Here is a 24,208-nt window from a genome sequence, read left to right on the forward strand (position 1 = left end):
AACACACATCATTTAAATGTGTATTATTTTAACGTCCTATATTTTAGTCTAATTACTTGGGCTAATGTTCAACTTCAATCCAATCTTTTTCGTCTACCCAGTTTTGTGCACCATCTTTCACTGAACGAATTGGCACAATATAGTCACAACTTATTTGCGGCTTAACTGAGGCAAATATAGGCACAAACCCAAAACTTAGGGCGGTTTCTATAATTGCTTTTTGATTTTGTGGGTCAATGTCGGCCGCTTCATCTATGTATATAGGTATACGGTAAAGGTTTTGTTCTTGGTCACTTAATAAGTAACGAATAAACAACATGCCACATAATAACTTAATAGTAATACGTGTGCCGTTTGAGCCTGCCGAATCTATTTTTTCAAAGTGTTCTGTTTCACCTGCACGGTTAACCACTTCAAATCGAATATCAAATAAATCAGTAAGTGTTAAACCCGCTTTATCTGAGGCGAGTTTAATTAAGTGATCTTTCGCTTCGTTTACTGCGCTTTCGCTGTACGGTTCTTGGCTCAGTAAATCAAGCGTGTCGCCTTGCTCAAACTGATGCGACGTGCTGATAATGGTATCTATACTATCAACCAGCATTTTGCGCGGTATGACGTTAATTTTAAACGCTTGCAGATTTGAAATACGGTGCTGGCTTATGCCTTTATTAAAGCTGTTCATTTCGCGGCGAAGGCGGTCTAAATCTTCTCGCAAGCCTTTAATGGTTGCAGCCACTTCGGTTAGCGCAACGCGTGCTTGGCGCTCAACAGCATCGCGTTCGTTATCAATATTATGAAACGCGCTTATTAGCTTTTGGTATTTAGTAAACTCGTCGTTTTCGTTATCAAATTTAGTAATACCCGCGTTGTACACATGCAAATAGGTGTTTAGCACGTTTATGTCAAAATTACGCAGCTCTTGGCAGTCTTTATTAAAGTGATGAACAAGGTCGCTTAAGTTATCAAAGTCGACTGTAATATCAATCATGTACGGGGTTACTTTACCGCTGTATAAATCAAGGGTATGGTCAATTCGCTCACTTTTAACTTGGCGCAAGCGCTCAGTTTGGCGATTGATTTGGTCTTGTTTAGATTTAATTAACGAGCGTCTGTCAGCAATTGAGCCACTATTTTTTTGAATATCTTGCAGGTAGTCGTCAACTTGCTCACGCTCAGCTAATAATTGCTCTTTTAGCATGGCTTGCGCTTCAACCGACTGCTGCATTATATCAAACTGCTCTAAGCGTTTTAGCGCGCTCTCTGCGCTCATTAGCTCATCGTATAATTCGTCTTTTTCTTTTTGCTTGTCGGCAACATTTGCTGCAACATCGCGTTGTTGCTTAAACTCTTTGAGTGAATGCTCAAGTGCACTTAGCTGAGCGGTTAATTGCTCTTTGTTTTCGCCGCTTTGCATTTGCACTGGGGATAGCTTTTTAAGCTTAATGCTCGCACCTGGTAGCGTTAATACGCCGCCTTTAACGTTTTCACTCAATAGCGATAAAAATTCCCCAAATGCATCTTCGTCATCAATGGTTATATCGCCATTAGTGGTGGTCGCAAATGAGAGAATATCTGGGTTTAAAATGCGCGATATTTCTTCTACTTCTTTTAACGAGAGGTCTTCGCGCATACGAGTAAACAAATTAAACTCAAGGTTTTTAAGTTGCAGTTTTAGGCTTTTAATTTGTTTTTGGGTTTCGCTAATGCGATAGTCAAGCGTGTGAAGGCTTTGCCCTTGTGCGCTGGTTATAGAGTGCGAAAGCGACTCGTAATCTTGCTTTAACTGAGTCAGGTTGGTTTTAAGCGTGGCTTTATTTACCAGCTCAAATTCGCTTTTAAGCGCATCGTAATCTAAAAACCACTGCTCAATTTGAGTTTGTCTGCGCTCTATATCGCGCGACTGCTGTACGTATAAGCTTTGCTTTTGCTCAAACTCGTGTTTTTCGTGCTCTATATCTTCAAGCGCTATGCCCAGCTCGTTTAGTTGCGACTCTTGATAGGTATCAAAATCAATCAGTGCTTGGTCAATTTTAGGCGCGTATGCGGCTAATTTACCTTTTAGTACCGTTTGGTTTTCAAGCATTGATTCAAGCGCGGCTATTGGCTCTTGCATAGATTCAAGGGCTTTTAGTTCGCGTTTTGAGCGATTTACTTTATCAAACGAGCGACGCCATACTTCATAAAAGTCGACCTTAGAGTTCGACATATGGCGTTCAAATACACGTAGCATAAAGCGTTTTACGTCGCTTGCGCCTAATTTATGTAAGTTAAGAATACGGCGGAATATTTCTTTATAAATAGAGGAGTCTTGCACATTATTAAGCGGAATCATTTTTAAGTTAATGTCGCCGTCAAAAGGCGTTGCGCCACCAGTCAATAGCGCGTTTAGCTCTTGGGCTTTAAGCTCAATAGGATTGTAGTTAAGCTCTTTTAAATGGTTGAACAGCTTGGTAAATTTAATAATGGTTTTACCTTGCGTGTACTGCTCTAAATCAAGCTTTCCTTGATAACAAAAGTACTGATGCGCGTAACCGGCAATTTTACCAAGCCCGGCAACGCCAATCACTACTGAGCCATGAGGCAAGTTAGCTTCTAGTAAAATGTACGACTGATCCGATGAAAAATAAAACTTACGGGTTTCATCTAAATCGTGTCCATCCCATTCGGTTAAGCGTAAATCGTTAATAAGCGGAAACTGCAGAGCGTTAATAACCGAGCTTTTACCTGTGTTATTTGGAGCGCAAATAGAGCTGCTTTTATCAAGCGGAATCACACATTTTGCATAGCCTGCGGTGTTAAGTAGGGCGAGTTTACTTAGTCCGTATAGATTTTTCATTCCTCGTCCTCTGTAATGTAGGTTTCTTCGTTTACTTCCATTAATGCATCTATATAGCGGTGAATTGGCGCTTGTAGCATAAAGCCGCCTTCTACTTCGCGGGCTAAACCTAAGCGCACCATGCGCAGGTATACGTCTTTGCGTAAATCAGATCCCGAAAATATCTCAAGCTGATCAAACAAGTGTTTGTTAATTTGCACCAGCGTTTGCATAAGCTCTAAATCGTTTACGTCGTCAAACAATGCGCGCATTGGGTCTTTACCCGTATTGGCGTAGTGTTCAATTAAAATGTAAATAGTGAGCGCGATAGCGCGAGATATCTTGCCCATATTTGGCGTGCTTTCGTCGCTACCAAAATAATAAAAGCCACGGCTGTCACGTTTTAAATCGTTGCCTAGGGCTGTAAATAAGGCGCTGTAGCTTTCTATGTGTTGGTCAAGCTCTTGCCACATTACGTTGTCTTGTTCGCAAATGTGATAACCCGCTACTAATTTTTTATTAATGGTTTGTAGATGGGTTAGCTCGTCTAAGTTTATGTGTGTCATAGTTTATTTACCTGCCTTTGGATCTGGCTGAGGCTCTGAATTAAATGGATATAAAGAAAAGTGCTGACCGGCAATTTTTACGCGGGCTTTTTCATCGCTTTGAATTATTTTAATATCGCTGTCGCTAACTAATTTTTGATACAAAAATAGCATTTCGTCGGCATCGAGATCTGGGTAGCTTTCGTCTAAAAATTGCAGCAAGGGCTGTGGCTTTTTGCGTTTTTTATTAAAGCGCTTAGCAAAGCTGGTTTTAACATCGTTGTAGTCAGGAATATTAGGCGTTACAAAAGCAGGCACGTCTTGCTGATCTGGCAGTTGGTATTCTTCGTGTTCAAATTCAACCAAGCTTGCCATGTAAGCCACAATATGGCGCTGCTGACCAAGCGAATATCGCTGTGCGTCGCTTACAAAGTTTGGTTGTACCGCACTTAGCATATTGTCTACGCCATTTTTACGAACAAGCCCAAGTACTTTGGCTGCTTGGCGAGTAATTAAGTTATTACGGCGTAGCTCCTCGCGCAGGGGCATAAGCATATCGGCACTTTTACGTAAGCTTTCTCTGCCCACTAAATGCATTTCGAGTATACGAGTACGTAATTGCTCCAACATGCGTTTATCGTTGTAGGCTTTACCTGAGCGCTCAATGTGCAGTATTTGCTTACTTATTTGCTCTTCAATGAGGATAAAACACGCATGAAATTCACCACGAATATCAACCATTTCAAGCATGGGCTCTATGTATTCGTCAAACGCTTCTATTACCGCTTTATAACGCTTTTGCAGCGATTGCACCGCATTATTTGATTTAGCTTGCTCAACAATATTTAAAATGGCGTTTTCGTTGTGCGTATAGAGCTTCATTATTTTACGCACCCGATCATCCATAATACGGCTGTAGCGGCGTAAATCGTCAAAGTCTTCTATTTCGCCAGCGTTATCTAGGCGGTTACCTAAACGAGCTAGGTCGTCGACTAATACGCTAATTTCTTGCGCTAAACCTAAATGCTCTTCTTGCAGTAAAAACGTAGCAAAGTCGGCAATGGCACGATTTATTTCAAGCTGAGAGGATTTAGCCAGTGGAATTAAAATATCTTGGTTTAACAAGCGATTTGTTTCTTTATAAATACGCTCGTTTGACCAAGTAGGCTGTTTTTGTTTAATGGCGTTTTGTACGTCTTTTAGGCTAAAGTCAGCCATTTTAAAACGTTTAAATAATAGCTCTAACACACCCCAATGCTCGGTTAAGGTGTTTAGTAGCTTTTTAGCTGGGATCATAAGAGGTTACAACATCCTAGTATTTTATTATTGAGTATGGTGTTCATACTCATTATTACGTATTTTTAATTAACCTTGTCTGTATATAGTATTCGTTTTTAAGACCATTTAATAATAGTTTTTGCATAGAGGCAGTGCTAAAATTCGCGCCGAAAATAGGCACATGAAATGGAACGTTATTTGTGTGTTTTTTAAAACTATATCAAAGGTTGTTTAACTACCATGGTTTCCTCGATTATTCTAACCCTGATAGCGATTGCATTTTTACTGATCGTTATAGAAGATATAATCCATGTAAATAAAGCTAAAACCACGCTGTTTTTTGGTACGCTTTGCTGGATTCTTCTTTTTATATACCCTCTTCACGGGCAAAGCCCCGATACGATTCAACATCTTTTAAATGAAAATATTTTAGAAATTGCCTCGCTATGGCTATTTTTAATGGCTGCAATGACCTTTGTCGCGTATTTAAATTCAAAGGGGTTTATCGAAAATATTGTGCATCGTGTTATGCCAAAAAGTATTAGCGAAAAAAAGCTGATGTTTTTGGTGGGTGGTTTTGCATTTTTGTTTTCGTCGATTTCAGACAATGTAACAGCCACGCTTATATCGCTTGCGGTTGTTATGTCGTTAAAACTCGAACCTAAAAAGCTCATTAAATACGCCACGCTTATTGTATTTGGTGTTAACTCAGGCGGGGTATCGTTAATAACCGGTGACGTAACCACACTAATGATATTTTTAGATGGTAAAGTAACCATAGCTCATTTATTACTACTTATAGCGCCAGCACTGGCAAGCGTTATGCTGCTAGCCGCGTTACTGTCTATCGGTATGAAAGGGCGTGTTGAGTTTGCTGGTGCGGGTAAAACCCGTATTGAAAAAACAGACATTACCATTGCAGTTATATTTTTATCTACCGTAATTAGCACACTTACGCTTAGCGTAATTTACAGCGTACCGCCTTTACTCACCTTCTTGTTTGGCTTATCAGTGATGTTTTTAGTAGCGCAATTTTTAATGCGCAAAAAAGACATTAACAAAGACATAATCGATTTTGTTCGCGATATAGAATACGACACATTATTGTTTTTTGTAGGCGTACTTTTGCTTGTAGGCGCACTTAAAGAAATTGGTATGCTAAGTAAATTTACCGACCTATACACGGTAATGGCACCTGAATACGCAAACTACTTAATGGGCATATTATCAGCAGGGGTCGATAACGTACCGCTTACTGCTGCATTATTAAAAGCCGATATAGTAATGAGCCAACAACATTGGTTGTCGTTTACGTATGCAACGGGCGTGGGCGGTTCAATGCTGATCATTGGGTCGGCTGCGGGCATTATTGCCATGAGTAAAGTTAAAGCGCTTACCTTTATGAGCTACTTGCGTTTATCGCTGCATTTATTAATTTGTTACACCGTAGGATATGCGGGCTCTTATTACATGGGCAGTTTTATTTAACTCATAAATTATTAAATGCTTGACAGCTAGACGTCTAAACGATAACTTTCAAAGCCCCGCTACTTAGTGGGGTTTTGTTTTATTAGCCATTGGTTAATAAAGCATTCAGAAGAGGTGCGATACTTAGGTACTTGATGTTAGGCGACGAAAGCCGATGATCATTAAGGAGGGAAGTACTCGCCGAGGAAAACAATGGTACGTCGTCATTGTTTTTCGGTTTATGGGGCTGAATCCTCAAAACTGTCACCAATATAGGTGGAGAGCTTCTGGCAGTGGACTTATCTTCAAGCATTCCTTTGCCAAGTTCTTCTTGTTTTATTGCGATTTGGATATCGCGAAAGGAGACTAAATGACTACCCAATCAGCGCCACAAACAGTGCCTCAAACAGAGTTAAGCGCAAAATCAGATTACATCGTTGCCAAATTTGGCGGAACCAGTGTTGCCAATTTTGAAGCGATGAGTCGCTGTAGCGAAATTATTGTTGCAGATAAAAGCGTACGTATTGTTGCCGTGAGCGCTAGCGCCGGCGTAACTAACCACTTAGTTGCACTGTGTAAATCAAGTATTACCTCAGCTGAGCGCCAAGAACACATAAACGGTGTGCTTGCTATTCAACACACTATTTTAGATGAGTTATCGCTAGATGCCGATTTAGCAGTTGGCTTTAACGAAACCCTAAAAGCATTTCAAACATTGGCTCAAGAGTCACTAACAACCGATCAGCAACACGACGAGCTACTTAGCTTTGGTGAGCGTTTATCGTCGTATTTGTTTGCTCAGGTACTTCGTTTAAACGGCTTAAACGCCGATCGCTTTGATGTACGCAAGGTGCTTAAAACCGACAGCCAATTTGGCAAAGCAACGCCCAATGTTGCAGCTACAGCGCAAGCCGCTAAAGAACATTTAATCCCGTTATTAGATGAGCAGGTAATTGTGACTCAGGGCTTTGTTGGCAGCGACGAATACGGTCAAACAACAACGCTTGGACGTGGTGGTTCTGACTATAGCGCTGCATTATTAGCTGAAGCAATTAACGCTAAAAGCGTGCATATTTGGACCGACGTAGTGGGTATTTTTAGCACCGACCCGCGTTTGTGCGCAAAAGCGACGCCTATTGCACGCTTAAGTTTTGACGAAGCCGCTGAAATGGCGACCTTTGGCGCAAAAGTATTACACCCAGCAACTATTTTACCAGCAAGCCGTAGTCACATTAACGTATTTGTGGGTTCTAGTCGCGAGCCTGAGCGTGGCGGTACATGGATTGAGCGCGAAAAATCGCAGCAACCAGGTATACGCGCAGTAACGCAACGTAAAAACCAAATATTGCTTACGCTTAAAAGCCCAGAAATGCTACTAGCAAGCGGCTTTTTAGCACGCGTATTTACACTATTAAGTGAATACAATATATCGGTAGATTTGGTAACCACATCTGAAATCAGCGTAGCTATAACCCTTGATAACGCGCAAAACGCTTCGCGTCCAGAGCTTGATCAAGAATGCCTAGATAAGCTTGCAGAATTTTGCCATGTATCGGTAGAAAACAACCTAACATTGGTGGCACTTATTGGCTCTGAAATTCAATTACGCCAACACGAAATGAACTTAATGAGTGTACTAAAAGACTTTAACATTCGACTAATTTGTCACGGTGCAAGTAAGCACAACCTGTGCTTTTTAGTAGAGCAAACTGAGTCAGATAACGTAGTGCAATCTATTCATAGCCGTTTATTAGAAAACGATTTTGCTGCGTAAATAACTTTACTATTAAGAAGCGGCTATTCAGGAAAGCGATTTATTAAAGTTAACTAGTAAAATTACTTAATAAAGTCACTTAACAAAATTAATTAACAAAGTCGGTTAATAAAAAGCATCGCCAGTCGATGCTTTTTTTATGCACCACACTTACATCAAAACAAACATTGCTGTCACTGCTCTCAGCTACAGTAACGCGGTTACTGCAAGCACTTAGCTTTGCACTATGTAATTCGTCAAACACATTAGGGCTAAGCAGTTTTGCAATAGGGCGGCTGGTGGCTTTAGCAAGTGACTCTTTTAATGTCCAAATTCTAAAAAACATATCTGCTTGAGCTTGGGTATTAGTGGGCGCGGTAATAAGTGAAATTTCATCTTGATGATAAAAATGCTTAGCGAGCTTTTCAAACGGGCGCTTTAGGCTTACTTTTTCAATATCAAAACCAAACTCACTTTTATCAAAATTTAGCGCGACCCCAACTAAACCATGCGAGTGCGAAATACAGGTATTAATAACATCACCACTTACATTTACTTGCAGCTTTGAGCTTGCTTCGTCAAATTCTGTACTTATTTTATTAAGTGCTACGCGTGCATATTGCGGCTGCATTATTTTAATAAGGTGTTTTAACAATAACCGCGTCGCTAAATACTCTTGCTTAGCTTGAGGGCTTTTACGGCGTTTTATAATGGTTAACTCAAATGGGCTTAAGCAATCAGGCAAATTAAAGTCACTAAGCTCAAGTGTTTTAGCATTAAATAATAAAATACTGTTACTCGTTAGAGACAAGTTTGCCAATTGAGTTGAAGTAATACTCAAGGCGTTTTTAAAATAGTGTTCAGTCATAAAAGCCCTAAAGCAAAAAAAGTCGCTGATATTGTGAGCGGTTAACGCCACTAATAAAGGCTGGGTACAATTTTATTACTCAGCTGGCATGAAATATGGTTTAATTCACAATAATCAAAATAATAACAGATTTGTAGATGTATGGCACAAGTGCGTGATGGGTTTCAAAGCCGACTTGGTTTTGTTTTAGCCGCTGCTGGCGCAGCAGTGGGTTTAGGTAATATTTGGGGTTTTCCTACGCAAGCGGCCAACCATGGCGGCGGTGCTTTTTTACTGGTTTATTTTATTGTTATATTTTTACTTGCGCTTCCTGCACTGTATACCGAACTTTATTTAGGCCACAAAGCACAAGCTAATCCTGTAAAAGCATTGGGCGATGCATGGCAAAACACTAGCCGTAAAGTAGGTGCAGCAGCCGGTTACATAGGCCTTGCGGGCGCAGTTGTTATGCTAAGTTTTTATTCAATAGTGGCAGGGTGGATGCTTTCGTACGCTATTGAACCCATAACAACCTTTTTTGGGTTTTCAGGCGCAAGCGAATTTTTACATAGCGACTCAGTGCTGCGTAATTTTGTATTTACGCCGCTTATGCTTATTTTAACAGCCAGTATTATTTTAAAAGGGGTTAAATCGGGAATCGAAACCTGGTCGCGCCGTTTAATGCCACTGCTACTTGTGCTGCTTGTTGGTTTAATTGCCTACATTGCAACACTTGATGGCGCAAGCGAAGGTTTTGCCGCGTATTTAATTCCTGATTTTAGCCAAATACTCGACCCTAACTTAATTATTGCGGCAATGGGGCAAGCGTTCTTTTCGCTCTCACTAGGTGTGGGTTGTATGATGATTTACGGCTCGTATTTACAACCAGATGCTAATTTACCAAAGCTCACAGCAGGTGTTGCACTACTTGATACTGGCGTTGCTTTTTTAGCGGGATTACTTATTATTCCTGCTATTTATGTGGCGCAGCACAACGGTGTTGAAGTATTTAGTGGTGGTAAACTGATTGGCGAAGGGCAGCTAATTTTTGCTATTTTACCTGAGCTATTTAGCACCATGGGCGAAATTGGCTTATTAGTTGGTTTATTGTTTTTTGTATTAATGTCTATCGCATCGGTTACGTCAACTATATCGACCACTGAAATTCCGGTAGCGTTTTTAGTCGAAAACCACAACGTTAGCCGCACCAAAGCAACATGGGCAGTGAGCGCCGTTGTACTTGTATGTGCAAGCGCAATTATATTAAATTTTGATTGGTTATTTGGCTTAGTAATTATGCTATTCACCCAATACCAACTACCGCTTATGGGTTTATTTTACTTTATTACGGTAGGTTGGATGTGGCAGCGTGGTAATAAATTACACCAAGCAACAACCGGCGTACATTACTGGTTTGCTCAGTATATTCGTTTTGTTTGCCCAATATTAATGACCTTAGTATTTGCAAACGTCGCATTTGGTTAATTTTATCTAAGCCCTAAAATAGATTAATAAAGCGAAGTGAGTTTAAAACGTACTTCGCTTTTTTTGTGCCTAAAATTTAGGTAAAGCCTAGGTCTTTATAAAACCTCATTAGTTAAAGATTTACCTTCATTTACTTCCAGCGCGTTAAGTAGGGTTGTGTTTGCTATTTCGGTAAGTGCTTCTTGGGTAAAAAATCCCTGATGCCCCGTTACTAAAACATTTTTAAAGCTCACTAAGCGCGAGAATATATCGTCTTGATTTATTTCGTCGCTGTGGTTTTTAAAAAATAGCTCCGACTCTTGCTCGTAAACGTCAAGCCCCAGGTAACCTAGCTTTTTAGTTTTAAGCGCATTAATACACGCTTTGCTGTTAAGCAGTGCGCCACGAGAAGTGTTAATAAGCATAACGCCGGTTTTCATTTTACTAAATGCCTCATCATTTATTAAATGATGAGTTTGCTCGGTAAGTGGACAATGCAAAGAAATCACATCGCTTTGGCTAAGTAAGGTGTCTATATGGGTAATTGTATAATTGCCAGGTTGTGCGTAGGGGTCGCACACTAATACATTAGCGCCAAAACCGTTTAAAATATTGCACAGCGCAAGGCCAATTTTACCGCAGCCCACAATACCCACGGTTTTATTGTGCAAGTTAAAACCGAGTAATCCGTTTAAATCAAAGTTGTCTTCGCGTACGCGGTTATACGCTTTATGAGTTTTACGGCTAAGCGTTAGCATAAGTGCAATACAATGCTCGGCTACGGCTTCAGGGCTGTAAGCTGGGACGCGTAATACCTTTAAGTTATGTGCTTTTGCTACAGGTAAATCAACGTTATTAAACCCTGCACAACGCAGCAAAATAGTATTTATGCCTTGGCTTGCTAGTTGCTCAATAACAGCGGCGTTTACGGTGTCGTTGACAAATACGCATATGGCATCAAACCCGTTTGCTAAAATAGCGGTTTGTTCGCTCAGGGCTTGCTCAAAATACGTTATTTTTATATCGCGCTGATCGCGTGTACTTTGTTCAAAAAAAGGCAGTTCGTACTTTTGAGTACTAAAAAAAGCAATGTTCATGGTAATAGCCTCGACGCTTAAGTATTTGTAGGGTAGTTAACCTTTAATACATTAAACTACTTTATAAACCTGTGCTTTAGTAGTACGCATTTTATTGATTTAAATTAAGCCTTAAGCGGAGCCTTACTTGAGGTAAACAAAGGTATTTTTGAAGATACCTTTTTACCATCTTTAGTTGCGCTTAACTTTGCGGCTTGCAGTAAGTTGCTTTCTATCACTTGTATAAGTGTTTCGGGTTTAGTGCGCGGTGCATAACGTGCAACAAGTTGCCCTTGTGAGTTAATTAAAAACTTAGTGAAATTCCACTTAATAGCACGGTTTTGCGAAATACCCCGCGTATGCGATTTTAAGTAATTAAACAACGGGTGCGTTTCTGGCCCGTTTACCATTACCTTACCAAACACCTCAAACGAGGTATTAAATTGCTCTTGGTAAAAGTCTTTAATGGCTAAATTATCAAGCGGCTCATTTTGGCCAAACTGGTTGCACGGAAACGCAAGTACAGTAAAACCATGGCCTTTGTATTGCTGGTAGAGCTTTTCGAGTGCGTTTAATTGCACCGAAAAATTACACTTACTCGCTGTATTAACAATAAGTACGGTTTTGCCCTGTAACTGGCTAAGAGAAAAATGTTCGCTGTTAAAAAGTGGTGCATTAAATTGATAAATACTGTCCATAGGTTACCTACTTACCTTTCCCGCTTAAGGAAATTTTATAAAGACTTTCATTCGCTTTTTTATCGACCGGTTGACATAATCGAGGTCTAGTTTCTAAGTTATCAGTTTAATAGGTCATTTTTATGTCAATGAAAGTCGCATTTATAGGTTTAGGCGTAATGGGTTACCCAATGGCGGGGCATTTAGCAAAAGCAGGGCACAGCGTATGCGTTTATAACCGCACACAAGCTAAAGCACAAGCGTGGACTGCAGAACATTCAGGAAGCTTTGCACCAACCCCGTGCGAAGCTGCCAGCAATGCCGACATCGTATTTATGTGTGTTGGTAACGATGACGATTTACGCTCAGTAGTGTATGGCGACGATGGCGTGTTAGCAGGCATGTTGCCGCACACTGTTTTGGTTGATCACACCACAACCTCAGCTGAAGTAGCACGCGAAGTGGCTGCAAAAGCGGCTCTGCAAAATATCGACTTTATAGATGCGCCAGTATCGGGCGGACAGGCAGGCGCCGAAAACGGCGTACTAACGGTTATGGCAGGAGGTAGTGAAGCCGTATTTGCTAAAGTGCAGCCAGTTATGGCGGCGTTTAGTCGTTTTAGCCAACTATTAGGCGGCGTTGGCTCGGGACAACTTTGTAAAATGGTTAATCAAATTTGTATTGCTGGTGTAGTGCAAGGTTTAGCTGAAGGCTTACATTTTGCCAAGCAAGCAGGGCTTGATGGCGAAAAAGTTATAGAAACCATTTCTAAAGGTGCAGCCGGTTCGTGGCAAATGGAAAATCGCTACAAAACAATGTGGGCGGGTGAATATGAGTTTGGTTTTGCCGTAGATTGGATGCGTAAAGATTTAGGCATTGCACTCGATGAAGCTAAAAACAATGGTGCAACACTACCAATGACCGCAACGGTCGATCAATACTACGCCGACGTACAAGCACTTGGCGGCGGCAGATACGACACCTCAAGCTTACTAGCACGCATTGAAGCGCTGCATAAAAAGTAACGTTGTACGTTTTAAAAATTAAAAGCTGCGCTTTTCACGTGAGCAAGCTCAACGTCTACCGCCAAAGTATAGATTTATGGAGATTTTGTAGACGCCAAGCTTGCTTGCGTGACGGGCAAAGCCCGTAAAAATTCAAACAAAAAAACGCGACGCTTAAATCACTATAGCGTCGCGTTTTTGTATGCGTGTATAAGTACGTCTACATCAAATTACATGCTTTGAGCGTAATTATACAGCGCCTTTAAAATTGTCAGGTTTTTTTCGCTGTCGTCATGTTCATGCGCTAGGTTTTCAAGGGTGATCATAAAATCTTGCGCATTAATCGACGGTTGATCTTCACCGTGCATTAACTTGTTTTGGCAATACTGGCGCCATTGGTCAAGCTCTTGTTGGTTTAGCGTTTCAGGCCAGTTACGAGCGCGATATCTAAACAATAACGTATTAAACTTTTTATCTTCAAAATCTAAATTTAATCCAGCCAAATCATCTGGTTTTGCATCACGAATAATCGCAAATTTAGCCTTGTCGGCATGGCTTGTAAACCCATCGTAAAGTAAGTAGTCAACGTTAGTAGTTGCGCTGTAATCGCCTTGCTCGTTAAACACTTCCGTTACTTTATCGCGAAGGTCGGTATTGGCTTTTAAAATAGCTAAGTTAGCTAAGCACTGTTCGCGGTCAATCCCCAAACGAGCGGCGTTTTCAGGCAATAACGTTTTAGCAGGCGCTAAAATAGGGCACTTGTTTAAATGCACCAGTTTTAAGCCAACGGGTAAATCGCCCTCGGCCAAATCTAAGCGTTTGGTGTATAAACGTTTGCGTAACTCTTCAACATTTAAATCAATAAGTACTTGCGGGCTTTGGGTTAAATCAAAACAAATAACCGCGTTTTTATTTACCGGATGAAAGCTCATTGGCGCAACCCAGCTTGTACAGCCTTGCGTTGCAGGTATACGCGACGTGGTATGCACCAGCGGCGTCATGTTAAATACATCAACCAACTCAGCGAGCGCTTTTTTACCACGCAAACCAAAAAAGAAATTATACAGCTTTGGCTGTTTTTCTTTTATTAATTTAGCCAGTGCAATAGTGGCGGTTACATCGCTTAGCGCATCGTGCGCAGCAGCGTGTTCAATACCATTAGCTACCGTTAAATGCTCTAGCTTAAAGCTTGGACTACCGTCTTCTTTTAATGGCCATTCAATGCCTTCAGGGCGCAGCGCGTAACAAGCGCGTACCAAATCAATAATATCCCAGCGGCTATTATTATTTTTGTATTCACGCTCGTAGGGGTCGTAAAAATTACGGTAAAAGCTGTAACGGCTTACTTCGTCATCAAACCGAATACTGTTATAACCAGCAACACAGGTGTTTGGCACACTAAATTCGGCATGAATTTTTGCTATAAACTCGGCTTCCACCAAACCTTTTTTCATCGCCACTTGTGGCGTAATACCCGTAATTAAACACGCCTCAGGGTGAGGCAAGTAATCCGCTTGCGGCTTACAATATTCAATAAGCGGCTCGCCAATAATATTTAAATCAAGATCGGTACGAATACCCGCAAATTGGCTCGGCTTATCCTTCTGAGGGCTCGCTCCCCACGTTTCGTAGTCGTGCCAATAGATTGTTGCTTGATTTTGCTCTTGATATGCCATGCTGAAAACCCTGAGTAGTTAACTTAAAAACACCTAAATACGTGCCAAGTTACTAAAATAATGAATTATTTAGATTATGGCATATGGGCGAGGGAGTTTATAGGTTTGGCGGAAATTGAGTGTTTAAATTAAAATTCAGTTAGATAGTTTTAGCTAAAGGTAATTAGGCAAATATTTATATAATATAATGAAGTGTTAAGGTTGTAATTTTAATTTACACATATTTAAAATTTGATTTTTTTTTAAAGTGGTTAATATTTAATGGTGGGCCATTTAAAAATGGTTGATATGAAATTTTTTGTAGGATATTTTTTAATGGAGTTATACTTATGTTTGAATTAAAAGTTTTTAGCAACTTTAAGCTAGTGTTATTTTTTTTATTTCTGTTTCCTTGCATTGCAATTGGAGCACCAGTAAATGAATGCGACAGACCTAATCAACCTGAATATTATTATGATTTTTGTCCTACGACTAAACAAGTAAGGGATAGTGTTATAATTGAGCAAACTGAGGTTCATGAATCTTTCGGCGAGAGTTTTAAAGTAGATTACACATTCGAATCGTATACAGAGGTCCAGAAAAAAGGTGCCTTTATTGTTCAGGAAAAAAAGAAGCTAAAGATAAATAAAATAGATGTTGAAGTTAAGAACGACTATTGTGACATAAGAAAGTGTGATCTATCCGACTATGAGTTTTTAATAAATAATAGGTATGGTAACGCGGAATTATTTCTTAGAGGTATATGGTCAGAAGCCACGAAAGAGCGGGTTAGTCAAAATATACTCATAACAATATTAGAGTTTGATACAAAAGCTAAGCTAGTAGACGTACTGAAGCTTTTTGATACGATTGGTAATCACCTTGATAAAACACTATACATAAAATTTGTGAGCCCTCATGGTAATGTCCAGGCATATATCAGGTTATCTTATGATGCTGTGAGTTTAGATTTTAAATTTACTGAGTATTTATATCGGAAGCAGGAAGGAGAGGATGTTAGTTGGATAGGTAACAGAGATTATGACTTAAATGCATCAAATGCATTGTGGGAATTCATGTGGGAAAGAGGCCTAAGAAGAACCAAACGTTGTATAAATACTATAGTGAGAGTTAACAATCCGCTTACAGGGCAACAAAATGAGTTCCTTGGAACGGAGTGTTGGTATACTCATTAACTGGTTTTTAAATACTAATCACTATATTGGTACTAAAACATAATTATATAGCATGTACATTTTCAAAGTACATGCTGGTTTTACTAATATATACTATAAGTTCAGCCAGTAATTTGGCTGAAATATTTAAGCTTAATTTCTATCAAAAAATTGAGATTCAACATATTTCATACCTCTCTATGGACACGGTTTGTTTCAATAAATACTATATTTTAAATAATTTAGCTCAACTAAGTTAAACAAAGATGTGGGCAAATGCCGCTGTAGATTTTTTACTTACCAGTGATTGCTTGTTGCTTGGACTGCTCGGCCAAATCCAATAATCATACATCTCATAGAATTGAATCCTAACTTAACAAGAGGACATGGTCCTGCATGTTTTAGCAAATAGTTTTGAGGCGCTAGAATCTTGACTTATTATTAAAAGGACATCTAGTAAAAAAGTATTATTGCGTATTTAAAAGGTGTTAGCCGCTCAATTATTTGGTACCACATATTATTGAATGTATTTGATGGTGGCTAATCTGAGATAAAGGCAGTAAGTCAGAACAAAGCCTGCTACATAAAATGAAATGACGATATAAAATATGCACCTAGTAAGTGGTTCGGTGCTATCAAAAATTTAGCTGCATTAGACTAAAGTCTATAGATTAGATTTGTTCACTTGTTAGGTTTGTTTTAATCGTTTGTCGGTTTTGTGTTAATTCTCTAAAGTTTAGTTGTCGGCGACAAACACGGCTTAACTAATACCAATTTTATTAAAACATGATCATTTTAGCGAATTAAATAACTCACTAACGGCGTTAAAAATTACTTATATAGAACGACTATATTTCATAATTTTTGCCTTGTTATTTACCTATTTACCTGACGCTAAAAAAGCTCACTAGTTTAAACAATTGGCATAACAGGAATATAATCATGAAAACTTTTATCAAAACTATCGCTCTTAGCTCACTACTTACATGTTCAGCTGCTGCAATGGCTGAGCAAAGTGATTACAAATTAATGGTTATTGAAACTGCAACAGCGCCACAGCCACTTGAGCAATCATTTAATAGCTGCGCACTGAATGTTAAGTCAAAAAATTATGCACAAGCGGAAGAAATTTGTACTAAAGCAATCGCACTTTTAAAAGACGCAGATGGCCCTAAATTTAAAGTACGCCAACTTACGTCATTCGCATTAAGCAACCGTGGTGTTGCACGTTTAAAAGCGAATAACGACACGGCTGGCCTAGCTGATTTATACGAAGCAAACCAAATGTCTACAAGTACAATGGTATCGCACAACTTAACTCGCGCTAAAGAAGACCTATCTTTAATAAGCGCTTTATAAAATGCTTACAAAAGTATGATATAAAATAGCGAGAGTAAAAAAGCCCATGTTAGGTTAATTCCTGGCATGGGCTTTTTTGTGTGTTTTGTTTTGATATAAACTGAATTTAAGAAATAATAATGCGGTACATCAGTATTTTAGGTACACTTGTTGTCGCTATTTATACAAAAAATTAGCCCTATAAAAAGCACTAATAAAAAATTTAGTACAAAACTTAATATAATACTAAATACAAAAACATTCTTCTGCCTTGCTTGAGCGAGGTGCAACTACATATTTACTGAGACTAAACCATGGTATCTGCAACCAGCCTAACGGTGCTTGAAATAAGCGCTATATTTTTATCGATTACTGCGTTACTAAGTTATGTGAATCATCGTTTTATAGGTTTACCAACCACCATTGGCGTGATGGTTATCTCGATGCTTTTGTCTATCGGCGCTATATTTTTAGGCTTTTTAGGATTTGATGAAGTAATAGATTACGAAGTAAGTTTACTCGATCAGTTAGATTTTACCGAAGTACTGCTCGATGGCATGCTCTCTATGCTGCTTTTTGCTGGGGCGCTGCATGTAAATATTAGCGATTTAAGGCGCTATAAATTGCCAATAGGTATTTTGGCCTGTGTGGGTACGCTGTTATCGACCGTTATTATTGCTGCCGCGCTTTATTTTGTAATGCCTTTACTTGGGTTTAACTTGTCGTTTATTTGGTGTTTACTGTTTGGCGCATTAATTTCGCCAACTGATCCGATTGCGGTTATGGGTATTTTACAATTAGCGGGTGCGCCCAAAAGTATTGAAACTGTTATAGCAGGAGAGTCGTTATTTAACGATGGTATTGGCGTGGTTATTTTTGTACTTTTATTGGGTGTTTTATCAAGTGGTGATATTCCTACAACGTATTATGTAGCACACACGCTGGCGGTTGAAGCCGGTGGCGGTATTGTTTTTGGTTTGGTATTAGGTGGTATTTTATATTACTTACTTAAAAGTATTGATAGTTACCAAGAAGAAGTACTACTTACACTAGCCGGTGTTATTGGTGGTTATGCACTTGCAAGCCATTGGCATTTGTCGGGCCCGCTTGCAATGGTAATGATGGGCTTAATGGTGGGTAATCATGGCCGTAGTATGGCTATGAGCGATAAAACGCGTCAATATGTTGATTTGTTTTGGGAACTGATTGACGAAATTTTAAATGCTATTTTGTTTGTTTTAATAGGGCTTGAAGTTGTGATGATTGCCTACTCAGGTAACTTATTTATAGCAGCCGGTTTAACTATTATTATTGCGTTGTTAGCACGTCTTATGGTTGTTGGTATAACCACCACTACTTTTGGTAAACAGCTTGAGCTACCTTCGGGCGCGTGGAAAGTATTAACCTGGGGTGGCTTGCGAGGTGGTATTTCGGTAGCGCTGGTACTGCAATTACCCGATGGGAACGAGCGCGATATTTTATTAGCACTGACTTATGCTGTGGTGGTGTTTTCTATTTTGGTTCAAGGTTTAAGTATTGGTAAGGTTGCTAAAAGCATTCGTAAGCCTATTTAAGCGGCGCTGTTTAAACACAAGGTGGTGATGAGGGAGTAAACAGCACCTTGCTACCTGCAAGTAAATTATCTGGAATGGTTTTAGCAATATAATAAAATAGCCATCAACTATTTTATTATATTGCATTTTAAAGTGTGAGATTGTTTGTAACTGTATGTAGTTTAATGAATTTAAAATAAGGTGTTAGACTAAAGTCTATAGGTTAGATTTATTCACTTATTAGGTTTGTTTTTATCGTTTGTGGTAATTGAGCTAACACTCTAAAGTTCAGTTGTCGGCAACAAGTACGACTAACAAATACCAATTTTATTAAAACATGATTATTTTAGCGAATTAAATAACTCACTAACGGCGTTAAAAAGTTACTTATATAGAACGACTATATTTCATAATTTTTGCCTTGTTATTAAGCTATTTACTTGACGCTAAAAAAGATCACTAGTTTAAACAATTGCCATAACAGGAATATAATCATGAAATTTACACTTTTAAAAACCATCGCTCTTGGCTCATTATTAACTTGCTCAGCTGCTGCAATGGCTAAACAAGGTGACTATAAATTAATGGTTATTGAAGACTCAGTAACAGCAGCACCCGCATTTGAAAAATCATTTAATAGCTGTGCTTTAAATGTTGAAGCAAGAAACTACGAAGAAGCAGAAGCTATTTGTACTCAAGCAATTGCTTTACTTAAGCAAAGCCATGGTCCTCGTTTAAAAGTACGTGAACTTACATCGTTTGCATTAAGTAACCGTGGTGTGGCTCGTATAAAATCACAAAAAGACACTGCTGGTATTTCTGATTTATATGAAGCGGTTCAAATTTCTAAAAACTCACTTGTAACGCATAACTTAACTCGCGCTAAAAAAGAGTTATCTCTTTAATATTAAATTTATAGCTTGAACTAGCTGTAAAATTCGCGAGTATCAAAACCCCACGTTAGGTAAAGCTTAACGTGGGGTTTTTGTATTTGTATTAAAACACATTTGTTTACAAAAAAACCTCTACCACTAGGCTTCTTTACACTTGGTATATATAGCTTTTATTGGTGAAAAAAGTTAATGATGGCTTAATTTAACATTCCGTGCAGGGATATAGATACAGGGCATGTTAACTTGTTGCCATCCCCTATAAATATTCAATAATTTCTATTGTTTAAATTTATGCAGGTTGATATGTACCTGATAAACACTATTTTTAATCTGTATTTTACTCGGTTTTACTGTAAAATTACCGGGTTAACACTTGTTAATTGATACTTACAATTGTTATTGCTCGTTAAATATTCAAACCAATTTAAGTAGAGCTTATGATTTTTTATATTAGTGGGTTAAGTTTACTGGTTATTATTTTATGCATATCGCTTTACGTAATTTACAGCAATGTGCATAAAAGTCGGGTAAGAAAATCCAAAGAATACAATGTACTGTTTGATAAAGACACGATAGTGGATGAACTAATCACTCAACTAACAGAAAAAAATCAAACACAAGAAAACCAAGATAAAACAGCTAAAGGTAAAGAAGAAATCCTTGCAACATTTGTTGAGTTACATCGCTCTGGTAGCTTTTGTGCACATTTGAGTGAACAGGAAATTATTTACTTTGTTAAAAAGAAATTAAACATGGAGAGTAATAAAAATGGATAGCGAAAAAGCAGTCCCAGCAGTGAAAAGTGACTCATTTATGAGTCGATTTGGTCGTCGTAATGTAATTGTTGTGTCATCAATTGTTGTTGTATTAGCCGTAATTGCAACGCTTACATCGCAAGTTGTTTCGTGGAATGAAGCAGATGAGCGTTTAGTACATCAATCAGCTTTTACAGGTAACTTAACCGTAATAAATCAAGCCGGCCCTTATTTAAAAGCGTTTGGTACTACATCGGCTTATAAAAAAGTAATTTCGATTAACTTTACGGGCGATGCTGGTGCAACAGCAAGCGCAATTGTACCGCTAATACCAATTCGATTTTTAGACACTACAACGGGTGGCGCAAGAGGTGTTTCTCGTTTTAGATTACCGGGCAATGTACCTGCAGCTGAATCGGGTGCTTTACGTGGTTTACTTAAAATACACGAAGAGTTTGGTTCACAAGAAACGCTAATATCTAATTTATTAATGCGTGCGACCACTGAAAATGTAAAAGCGTCGGCGCGTATGATGTCGGTAGAGCAACATTACTCTGGTGGTAATGGTCAATTAAGCCAAGATTTTGCTGATCAATTAACAAACGGTATTTTTGTTACTGAACAGATTATTAGTACCGGTGAGCGCGATAAATCTGACGACTTGGGTAATTTAAGTAAACAGCAGCGTGTAACGATTAATATTAAAATGGACGACGAAGGTAATACACTACGTAATGCACCTATTTTAGGCGCTTACGGTATTACAGTAGTTGATGCCAGTATTATTGATATTGATTATGAGAGCAAAGTAAACGCTCGCCTTGAAGCCCAAAAGCAAGCAGCTGCTGATGAAGCACTAGCGCGTCAAAACCTTAAAAAAGCAGAGCAACAAGCACGTACCGAAGTGGCTTTAGGTGAACAAGCAATTGCTAAGCAACGTGCTGAATCTGAAAAGCTAAAAATAAAAGAGCAAATTGATGCTGAACGAATTAAGGCAAATGCCATTATTTCTGCGCAGCAACGAGTGGCTGTAAAAGCGGAGCTTGCAAAAGAGCAAGAAGAGATTTTAAAGCAACAACGTTTAGAAGCATTAGGTATGGATGTTTTAGCTGAAGCTCGTTTAAGAGCTAAGTCTGCTGCACTTGATCCTAAGTATGTATTTGATGAAACGCTAAAAGCAGAAGTTAAAATTCAAACTGCTTTATTTACGAGCTTAGGTAATAGCCGTTTAGTACCTGAAATTGTAATAGGCGGGAGCCAAGGCGAGCAAAGCAATGGCTCTGAATTTATGCGTTTATTAGCCGCTGATGCTGCATTAAGCCTTAAAAAACGTTTAGAAAAAGAGAAAAAATAAACGATTAGTTAAGTATTGTACAAATAATAAAAACGTTGGCTGACTTACATCGGCCAGCGTTTTTTATTGCGTAAATTTTGCTATTGTATGGCGCGGCTTAGCTTGTAAAAACAGGCTTTTTAAATTATGAAATAAAAGAGTGAGCAGTATTTATGGACTCTAACAGTAAGCAGTTTATTTTAGATTTAGGGCAAGAGCATATTACCATTCAGCGACGATATGAAGCGCTGGGAGCGTTTAACGATTTTTTGATTGCTGTGTGGTTTTTAATTGGTAGTTTTTTCTTTTTAAATGACTCACTAATAGAAAGTGGCACATGGTTGTTTATAGCGGGCAGTGCTCAATTGCTTATAAAACCTGTTTTGAAGTTGATCAGCTTAGTACATGTTAGTCGGGTATTTCATTCAAATAAAACTTCATAAATAAAACCATAAATACGACTCATGATGAGTTCAGTTATTATGGCTAATAATTTACCTTTATAGGTAAATCACTGGTTATGTAAATATCAAGGATAGAAAAGTGGAAGTACTTAAGTGGATTGCAATTGTAATAGCTACTTTATTAATTATAGGCTTACTAATCCCCGAAAAAATAAGGATCCCGGTAAAAGGTGCCACAAGTAAAGATTGGAACCACAATACGTTTTGGTACGATCCTTGGGGTAGGTCGGGTGTGCACAAAGGAATTGATATTTTTGGCATAAAGAACACTCCCGTAGTCGCCTCAACAAACGGTGTTGTTATATTTTCAGGTGAGCTAACCCGAGGCGGTAAGGTGGTTGCAGTGCTTGGGCCTAAATGGCGTATACATTATTTTGCACATTTAAATGACTACTCGGTAAGTACAGGTGATGTAGTAAGCATAAACAGTCAAATTGGCTTGCTGGGTGACACCGGAAATGCAGCAGGGAAACAGCCTCATGTGCATTATTCTATTTTATCGTTAGTGCCCATGCCGTGGCTTTATACAACGCAAAGCCAAGGCTGGAAAAAGATGTTTTTTTTAAGTCCACACGATAAATTAAAAACTAACTAGCCTGCAACAGGCGTTTTACCTGCGCGAATATTTTTAATGCTTTTAATAAACATATAAATACAGGTAGTTATTAAACAGCCTGCTAAATAAAACACAATACCGTTTGGTGCATCAGATAAATTTGCAGCAAGCATAGGGCCAAATACCGAACCAATACTGTAACTCAGTAGCATAACCTCAGTTGCTGAGACTATTTTAGCCATTGGCAGTGAGTCGCACGCAAGTGTTATAGCAATCGGGTAAAGTGCAAAGCTGCACGCGCCTAGTATTAAGTAGCTCACTATTAATCCTGTTAAAGTGTTTGCTTGTAATATACCCACAGCACCGGCTGCGCCTACTAAGCAAAACATACCCATCAATAAGCTTTTTTCAAGCCGAGTAGATAAGTAACTCACAAGTGGCTGCACGACCATGCCGCCTAAAATAATAACCGCCATAAGTGTCCCTGTGTACTGAGCTTGATCAGTCTGCGCTGAAATATAAACCGGCATTAAGCCGTAAATAGGGCCCAGTAATAAGCCTGAAGCTAAGCATCCGAGCATAGCTGGGTGGCTTAGTGTTTTTATTTCTTTTAGTGGTAGTTTTTCAAGGTGCTGTTTTTCGGGCTGACCTTTGGTTATTAATAAAGGCGCTAAAATAGCTAAAAATAATAACGATGCTACAAATAAATAAGGCGTTGAACCTTCGGTGCCAAGCGGCCCTATAGCAAGTTGACCAACCGCGCTGCCGCCATAAAGTGAGGTCATGTATAAGCCCAAGCGTTTCGCACGCGACTTTGCTGTGTTGGTCATTAATAACCATGACTCAACAACGACAAACACACCAGCAACAGCAATACCTGCAATAAAACGAGCCGCTAACCAGTTACCCATATTTGGAATAGCAAGTTGTGCCAGTACGCTTACAATTAATAAGCTTAAAAATAATATAAAAGCGAATCGATGACCTATTTTTACCACCACGCGTTCAATGGTTGTAGCGCCAACAAGTAAGCCAAAGTAAAAAATGCTCGCAAGCCATGGTGCTAGGTTTTCATCGAGTTTAAATGCGGGTAACGACAGCGGAATAAGGCTCATTAAAAAGCCGGATGCGATAGCAAAAAATGACAGCCCAATAACAGGCGCTAAAGGGTTGTTTGGGGTGCTTGTGGCGGCTAGTTCGGCCATGTATGTTTATCGACTCTTGAGGGTAAATAACCACTGTTTTAAAGTTTGAGAGGTTACTTTAATAATAAAATTTGCGCGAATTTAGAGCCAAATTAAAGATAAGTAAAGTGATTTTTATTAGACAACATAAATAAACTTTAAAACGATCGTTTTGGTAAATTATCGGATCTATTATGCTTATTGTTGTAGTGTTTTTATGTAGATATTGTTTTATATTTGTGAGCATTTATTTGGGCGTGTTGCTCTTTGTGGATTGAAATTTGTTCAATCTAGGGGCGATTAAATCGCGGCGCGAGGTTTGTAACCTAGCGGGCTAAGTAAAAACCGAGCAAGAAAGAGTTAATCGTCCCTAGAA

At 39.0% G+C, this 24,208-nt stretch carries 20 protein-coding genes and 1 riboswitch; of the genes, 12 read left to right on the top strand and 8 right to left on the bottom strand.

All coding sequences use genetic code 11. From position 1 onward, the window contains the following. Positions 1-61: 61 nt before the first annotated feature. From PX700_RS07155 to PX700_RS07165, 3 genes are read right to left on the bottom strand one after another with little or no spacing between them, the layout of a single operon-like run. The gene (locus PX700_RS07155) at positions 62-2,836 is read right to left on the bottom strand and encodes an AAA family ATPase (protein WP_479520326.1); all 2,775 of its coding nucleotides are present in this window, start codon (positions 2,834-2,836) and stop codon (positions 62-64) included. Continuing rightward, positions 2,833-3,381 carry a condensin complex protein MksE gene (locus PX700_RS07160; RefSeq protein WP_415635825.1) on the bottom strand — a complete coding sequence of 183 codons (549 nt, stop codon included), beginning with the start codon at positions 3,379-3,381 and terminating at the stop codon, positions 2,833-2,835. The genes PX700_RS07155 and PX700_RS07160 overlap by 4 nt, the downstream gene beginning before the upstream one ends. A gap of 3 nt (positions 3,382-3,384) precedes the next feature. Beyond that, positions 3,385-4,656, bottom strand: coding sequence for a hypothetical protein (locus PX700_RS07165; RefSeq protein WP_479520327.1), 1,272 nt, complete (start codon positions 4,654-4,656; stop codon positions 3,385-3,387). Positions 4,657-4,878: 222 nt separating this feature from the next. On the opposite strand from PX700_RS07165, the gene nhaD reads away from it, so the two are divergent. Both nhaD and lysC read left to right on the top strand, forming a co-directional pair. Then, the gene (gene nhaD, locus PX700_RS07170) at positions 4,879-6,126 is read left to right on the top strand and encodes a sodium:proton antiporter NhaD (RefSeq protein WP_121955343.1); all 1,248 of its coding nucleotides are present in this window, start codon (positions 4,879-4,881) and stop codon (positions 6,124-6,126) included. A 101-nt stretch (positions 6,127-6,227) separates the two neighbouring features. Next, positions 6,228-6,400, top strand: a riboswitch (Lysine riboswitch). Between the two features lie 75 nt (positions 6,401-6,475). After that, on the top strand, positions 6,476-7,879 hold the full coding sequence (gene lysC, locus PX700_RS07175; RefSeq protein ID WP_479520328.1) for a lysine-sensitive aspartokinase 3: 1,404 nt from the start codon (positions 6,476-6,478) through the stop codon (positions 7,877-7,879). A gap of 88 nt (positions 7,880-7,967) precedes the next feature. On the opposite strand, the gene PX700_RS07180 is transcribed toward lysC, so the two are convergent. Beyond that, positions 7,968-8,726 carry a 4'-phosphopantetheinyl transferase family protein gene (locus tag PX700_RS07180; protein ID WP_479520329.1) on the bottom strand — a complete coding sequence of 253 codons (759 nt, stop codon included), beginning with the start codon at positions 8,724-8,726 and terminating at the stop codon, positions 7,968-7,970. Between the two features lie 141 nt (positions 8,727-8,867). Here PX700_RS07180 and PX700_RS07185 point away from each other — a divergent pair, with 141 nt between their 5' ends. Next, on the top strand, positions 8,868-10,190 hold the full coding sequence (locus PX700_RS07185) for a sodium-dependent transporter (protein ID WP_272450421.1): 1,323 nt from the start codon (positions 8,868-8,870) through the stop codon (positions 10,188-10,190). A 95-nt stretch (positions 10,191-10,285) separates the two neighbouring features. Here the strand turns inward: PX700_RS07185 and PX700_RS07190 are convergent, their stop codons facing one another. Together PX700_RS07190 and PX700_RS07195 are read right to left on the bottom strand one after the other, a co-directional pair. Next, entirely contained in the window at positions 10,286-11,266 is a 981-nt protein-coding gene (locus PX700_RS07190; RefSeq protein WP_479520330.1) for a 2-hydroxyacid dehydrogenase, read from the bottom strand. Positions 11,267-11,370: 104 nt separating this feature from the next. Then, complete coding sequence (locus PX700_RS07195; protein ID WP_479520331.1) at positions 11,371-11,943, bottom strand: glutathione peroxidase; 573 nt, start codon at positions 11,941-11,943, stop codon at positions 11,371-11,373. 122 nt (positions 11,944-12,065) lie between these two features. On the opposite strand from PX700_RS07195, the gene PX700_RS07200 reads away from it, so the two are divergent. Beyond that, positions 12,066-12,947 carry an NAD(P)-dependent oxidoreductase gene (locus tag PX700_RS07200; RefSeq protein WP_479520332.1) on the top strand — a complete coding sequence of 294 codons (882 nt, stop codon included), beginning with the start codon at positions 12,066-12,068 and terminating at the stop codon, positions 12,945-12,947. 209 nt (positions 12,948-13,156) lie between these two features. Here PX700_RS07200 and sbcB read toward each other — a convergent pair whose 3' ends face one another. Continuing rightward, a complete protein-coding gene (gene sbcB, locus PX700_RS07205; RefSeq protein ID WP_479520333.1) occupies positions 13,157-14,602 on the bottom strand; it encodes an exodeoxyribonuclease I in 1,446 nt (481 codons plus the stop codon). A gap of 329 nt (positions 14,603-14,931) precedes the next feature. Here sbcB and PX700_RS07210 point away from each other — a divergent pair, with 329 nt between their 5' ends. The 8 genes from PX700_RS07210 to PX700_RS07245 all read left to right on the top strand — a co-directional run bounded on the left by PX700_RS07210 (position 14,932) and on the right by PX700_RS07245 (position 22,687). Further along, positions 14,932-15,777, top strand: coding sequence for a hypothetical protein (locus PX700_RS07210; protein ID WP_479520334.1), 846 nt, complete (start codon positions 14,932-14,934; stop codon positions 15,775-15,777). Between the two features lie 921 nt (positions 15,778-16,698). Further along, positions 16,699-17,115 carry a hypothetical protein gene (locus PX700_RS07215; RefSeq protein WP_479520335.1) on the top strand — a complete coding sequence of 139 codons (417 nt, stop codon included), beginning with the start codon at positions 16,699-16,701 and terminating at the stop codon, positions 17,113-17,115. 293 nt (positions 17,116-17,408) lie between these two features. Further along, the gene (locus tag PX700_RS07220; RefSeq protein WP_479520336.1) at positions 17,409-18,668 is read left to right on the top strand and encodes a cation:proton antiporter; all 1,260 of its coding nucleotides are present in this window, start codon (positions 17,409-17,411) and stop codon (positions 18,666-18,668) included. Positions 18,669-19,141: 473 nt separating this feature from the next. Further along, positions 19,142-19,552 carry a hypothetical protein gene (locus PX700_RS07225; RefSeq protein WP_479520337.1) on the top strand — a complete coding sequence of 137 codons (411 nt, stop codon included), beginning with the start codon at positions 19,142-19,144 and terminating at the stop codon, positions 19,550-19,552. Positions 19,553-19,977: 425 nt separating this feature from the next. Continuing rightward, positions 19,978-20,316 (top strand): methanolan biosynthesis protein EpsI, encoded by a 339-nt coding sequence (locus tag PX700_RS07230; RefSeq protein WP_479520338.1) that lies wholly within the window; start codon positions 19,978-19,980, stop codon positions 20,314-20,316. After that, positions 20,309-21,649, top strand: a complete 1,341-nt coding sequence (locus tag PX700_RS07235) for an SPFH domain-containing protein (protein WP_479520339.1) — start codon at positions 20,309-20,311, stop codon at positions 21,647-21,649. Before PX700_RS07230 ends, PX700_RS07235 begins: the two co-directional genes overlap by 8 nt. A 152-nt stretch (positions 21,650-21,801) precedes the next feature. After that, the gene (locus PX700_RS07240; protein WP_197240108.1) at positions 21,802-22,071 is read left to right on the top strand and encodes a YrhK family protein; all 270 of its coding nucleotides are present in this window, start codon (positions 21,802-21,804) and stop codon (positions 22,069-22,071) included. A gap of 100 nt (positions 22,072-22,171) precedes the next feature. Then, the gene (locus PX700_RS07245) at positions 22,172-22,687 is read left to right on the top strand and encodes a M23 family metallopeptidase (RefSeq protein WP_479520340.1); all 516 of its coding nucleotides are present in this window, start codon (positions 22,172-22,174) and stop codon (positions 22,685-22,687) included. On the opposite strand, the gene PX700_RS07250 is transcribed toward PX700_RS07245, so the two are convergent. Continuing rightward, positions 22,684-23,853, bottom strand: a complete 1,170-nt coding sequence (locus PX700_RS07250; RefSeq protein ID WP_479520341.1) for an MFS transporter — start codon at positions 23,851-23,853, stop codon at positions 22,684-22,686. The two genes, PX700_RS07245 and PX700_RS07250, sit on opposite strands and share 4 nt — an antisense overlap. Between the last annotated feature and the right edge of the window lie 355 nt (positions 23,854-24,208).

It is taken from the genome of Pseudoalteromonas sp. TP27 (assembly GCF_056470645.1).

Excerpts from the sequence above, each read along its gene's own strand:
- PX700_RS07160 (WP_415635825.1), bottom strand. The coding sequence starts at position 3,381 with ATGACACACATAAACTTAGACGAGCTAACCCATCTACAAACCATTAAT.
- PX700_RS07210 (WP_479520334.1), top strand. The coding sequence starts at position 14,932 with ATGTTTGAATTAAAAGTTTTTAGCAACTTTAAGCTAGTGTTATTTTTT.
- PX700_RS07235 (WP_479520339.1), top strand. The coding sequence starts at position 20,309 with ATGGATAGCGAAAAAGCAGTCCCAGCAGTGAAAAGTGACTCATTTATG.
- sbcB (WP_479520333.1), bottom strand. The coding sequence starts at position 14,602 with ATGGCATATCAAGAGCAAAATCAAGCAACAATCTATTGGCACGACTAC.
- PX700_RS07185 (WP_272450421.1), top strand. The coding sequence starts at position 8,868 with ATGGCACAAGTGCGTGATGGGTTTCAAAGCCGACTTGGTTTTGTTTTA.
- PX700_RS07190 (WP_479520330.1), bottom strand. The coding sequence starts at position 11,266 with ATGAACATTGCTTTTTTTAGTACTCAAAAGTACGAACTGCCTTTTTTT.
- PX700_RS07225 (WP_479520337.1), top strand. The coding sequence starts at position 19,142 with ATGAAATTTACACTTTTAAAAACCATCGCTCTTGGCTCATTATTAACT.
- PX700_RS07230 (WP_479520338.1), top strand. The coding sequence starts at position 19,978 with ATGATTTTTTATATTAGTGGGTTAAGTTTACTGGTTATTATTTTATGC.
- PX700_RS07165 (WP_479520327.1), bottom strand. The coding sequence starts at position 4,656 with ATGATCCCAGCTAAAAAGCTACTAAACACCTTAACCGAGCATTGGGGT.
- PX700_RS07180 (WP_479520329.1), bottom strand. The coding sequence starts at position 8,726 with ATGACTGAACACTATTTTAAAAACGCCTTGAGTATTACTTCAACTCAA.
- PX700_RS07240 (WP_197240108.1), top strand. The coding sequence starts at position 21,802 with ATGGACTCTAACAGTAAGCAGTTTATTTTAGATTTAGGGCAAGAGCAT.
- nhaD (WP_121955343.1), top strand. The coding sequence starts at position 4,879 with ATGGTTTCCTCGATTATTCTAACCCTGATAGCGATTGCATTTTTACTG.
- PX700_RS07155 (WP_479520326.1), bottom strand. The coding sequence starts at position 2,836 with ATGAAAAATCTATACGGACTAAGTAAACTCGCCCTACTTAACACCGCA.
- PX700_RS07215 (WP_479520335.1), top strand. The coding sequence starts at position 16,699 with ATGAAAACTTTTATCAAAACTATCGCTCTTAGCTCACTACTTACATGT.
- lysC (WP_479520328.1), top strand. The coding sequence starts at position 6,476 with ATGACTACCCAATCAGCGCCACAAACAGTGCCTCAAACAGAGTTAAGC.
- PX700_RS07200 (WP_479520332.1), top strand. The coding sequence starts at position 12,066 with ATGTCAATGAAAGTCGCATTTATAGGTTTAGGCGTAATGGGTTACCCA.
- PX700_RS07220 (WP_479520336.1), top strand. The coding sequence starts at position 17,409 with ATGGTATCTGCAACCAGCCTAACGGTGCTTGAAATAAGCGCTATATTT.
- PX700_RS07250 (WP_479520341.1), bottom strand. The coding sequence starts at position 23,853 with ATGGCCGAACTAGCCGCCACAAGCACCCCAAACAACCCTTTAGCGCCT.
- PX700_RS07195 (WP_479520331.1), bottom strand. The coding sequence starts at position 11,943 with ATGGACAGTATTTATCAATTTAATGCACCACTTTTTAACAGCGAACAT.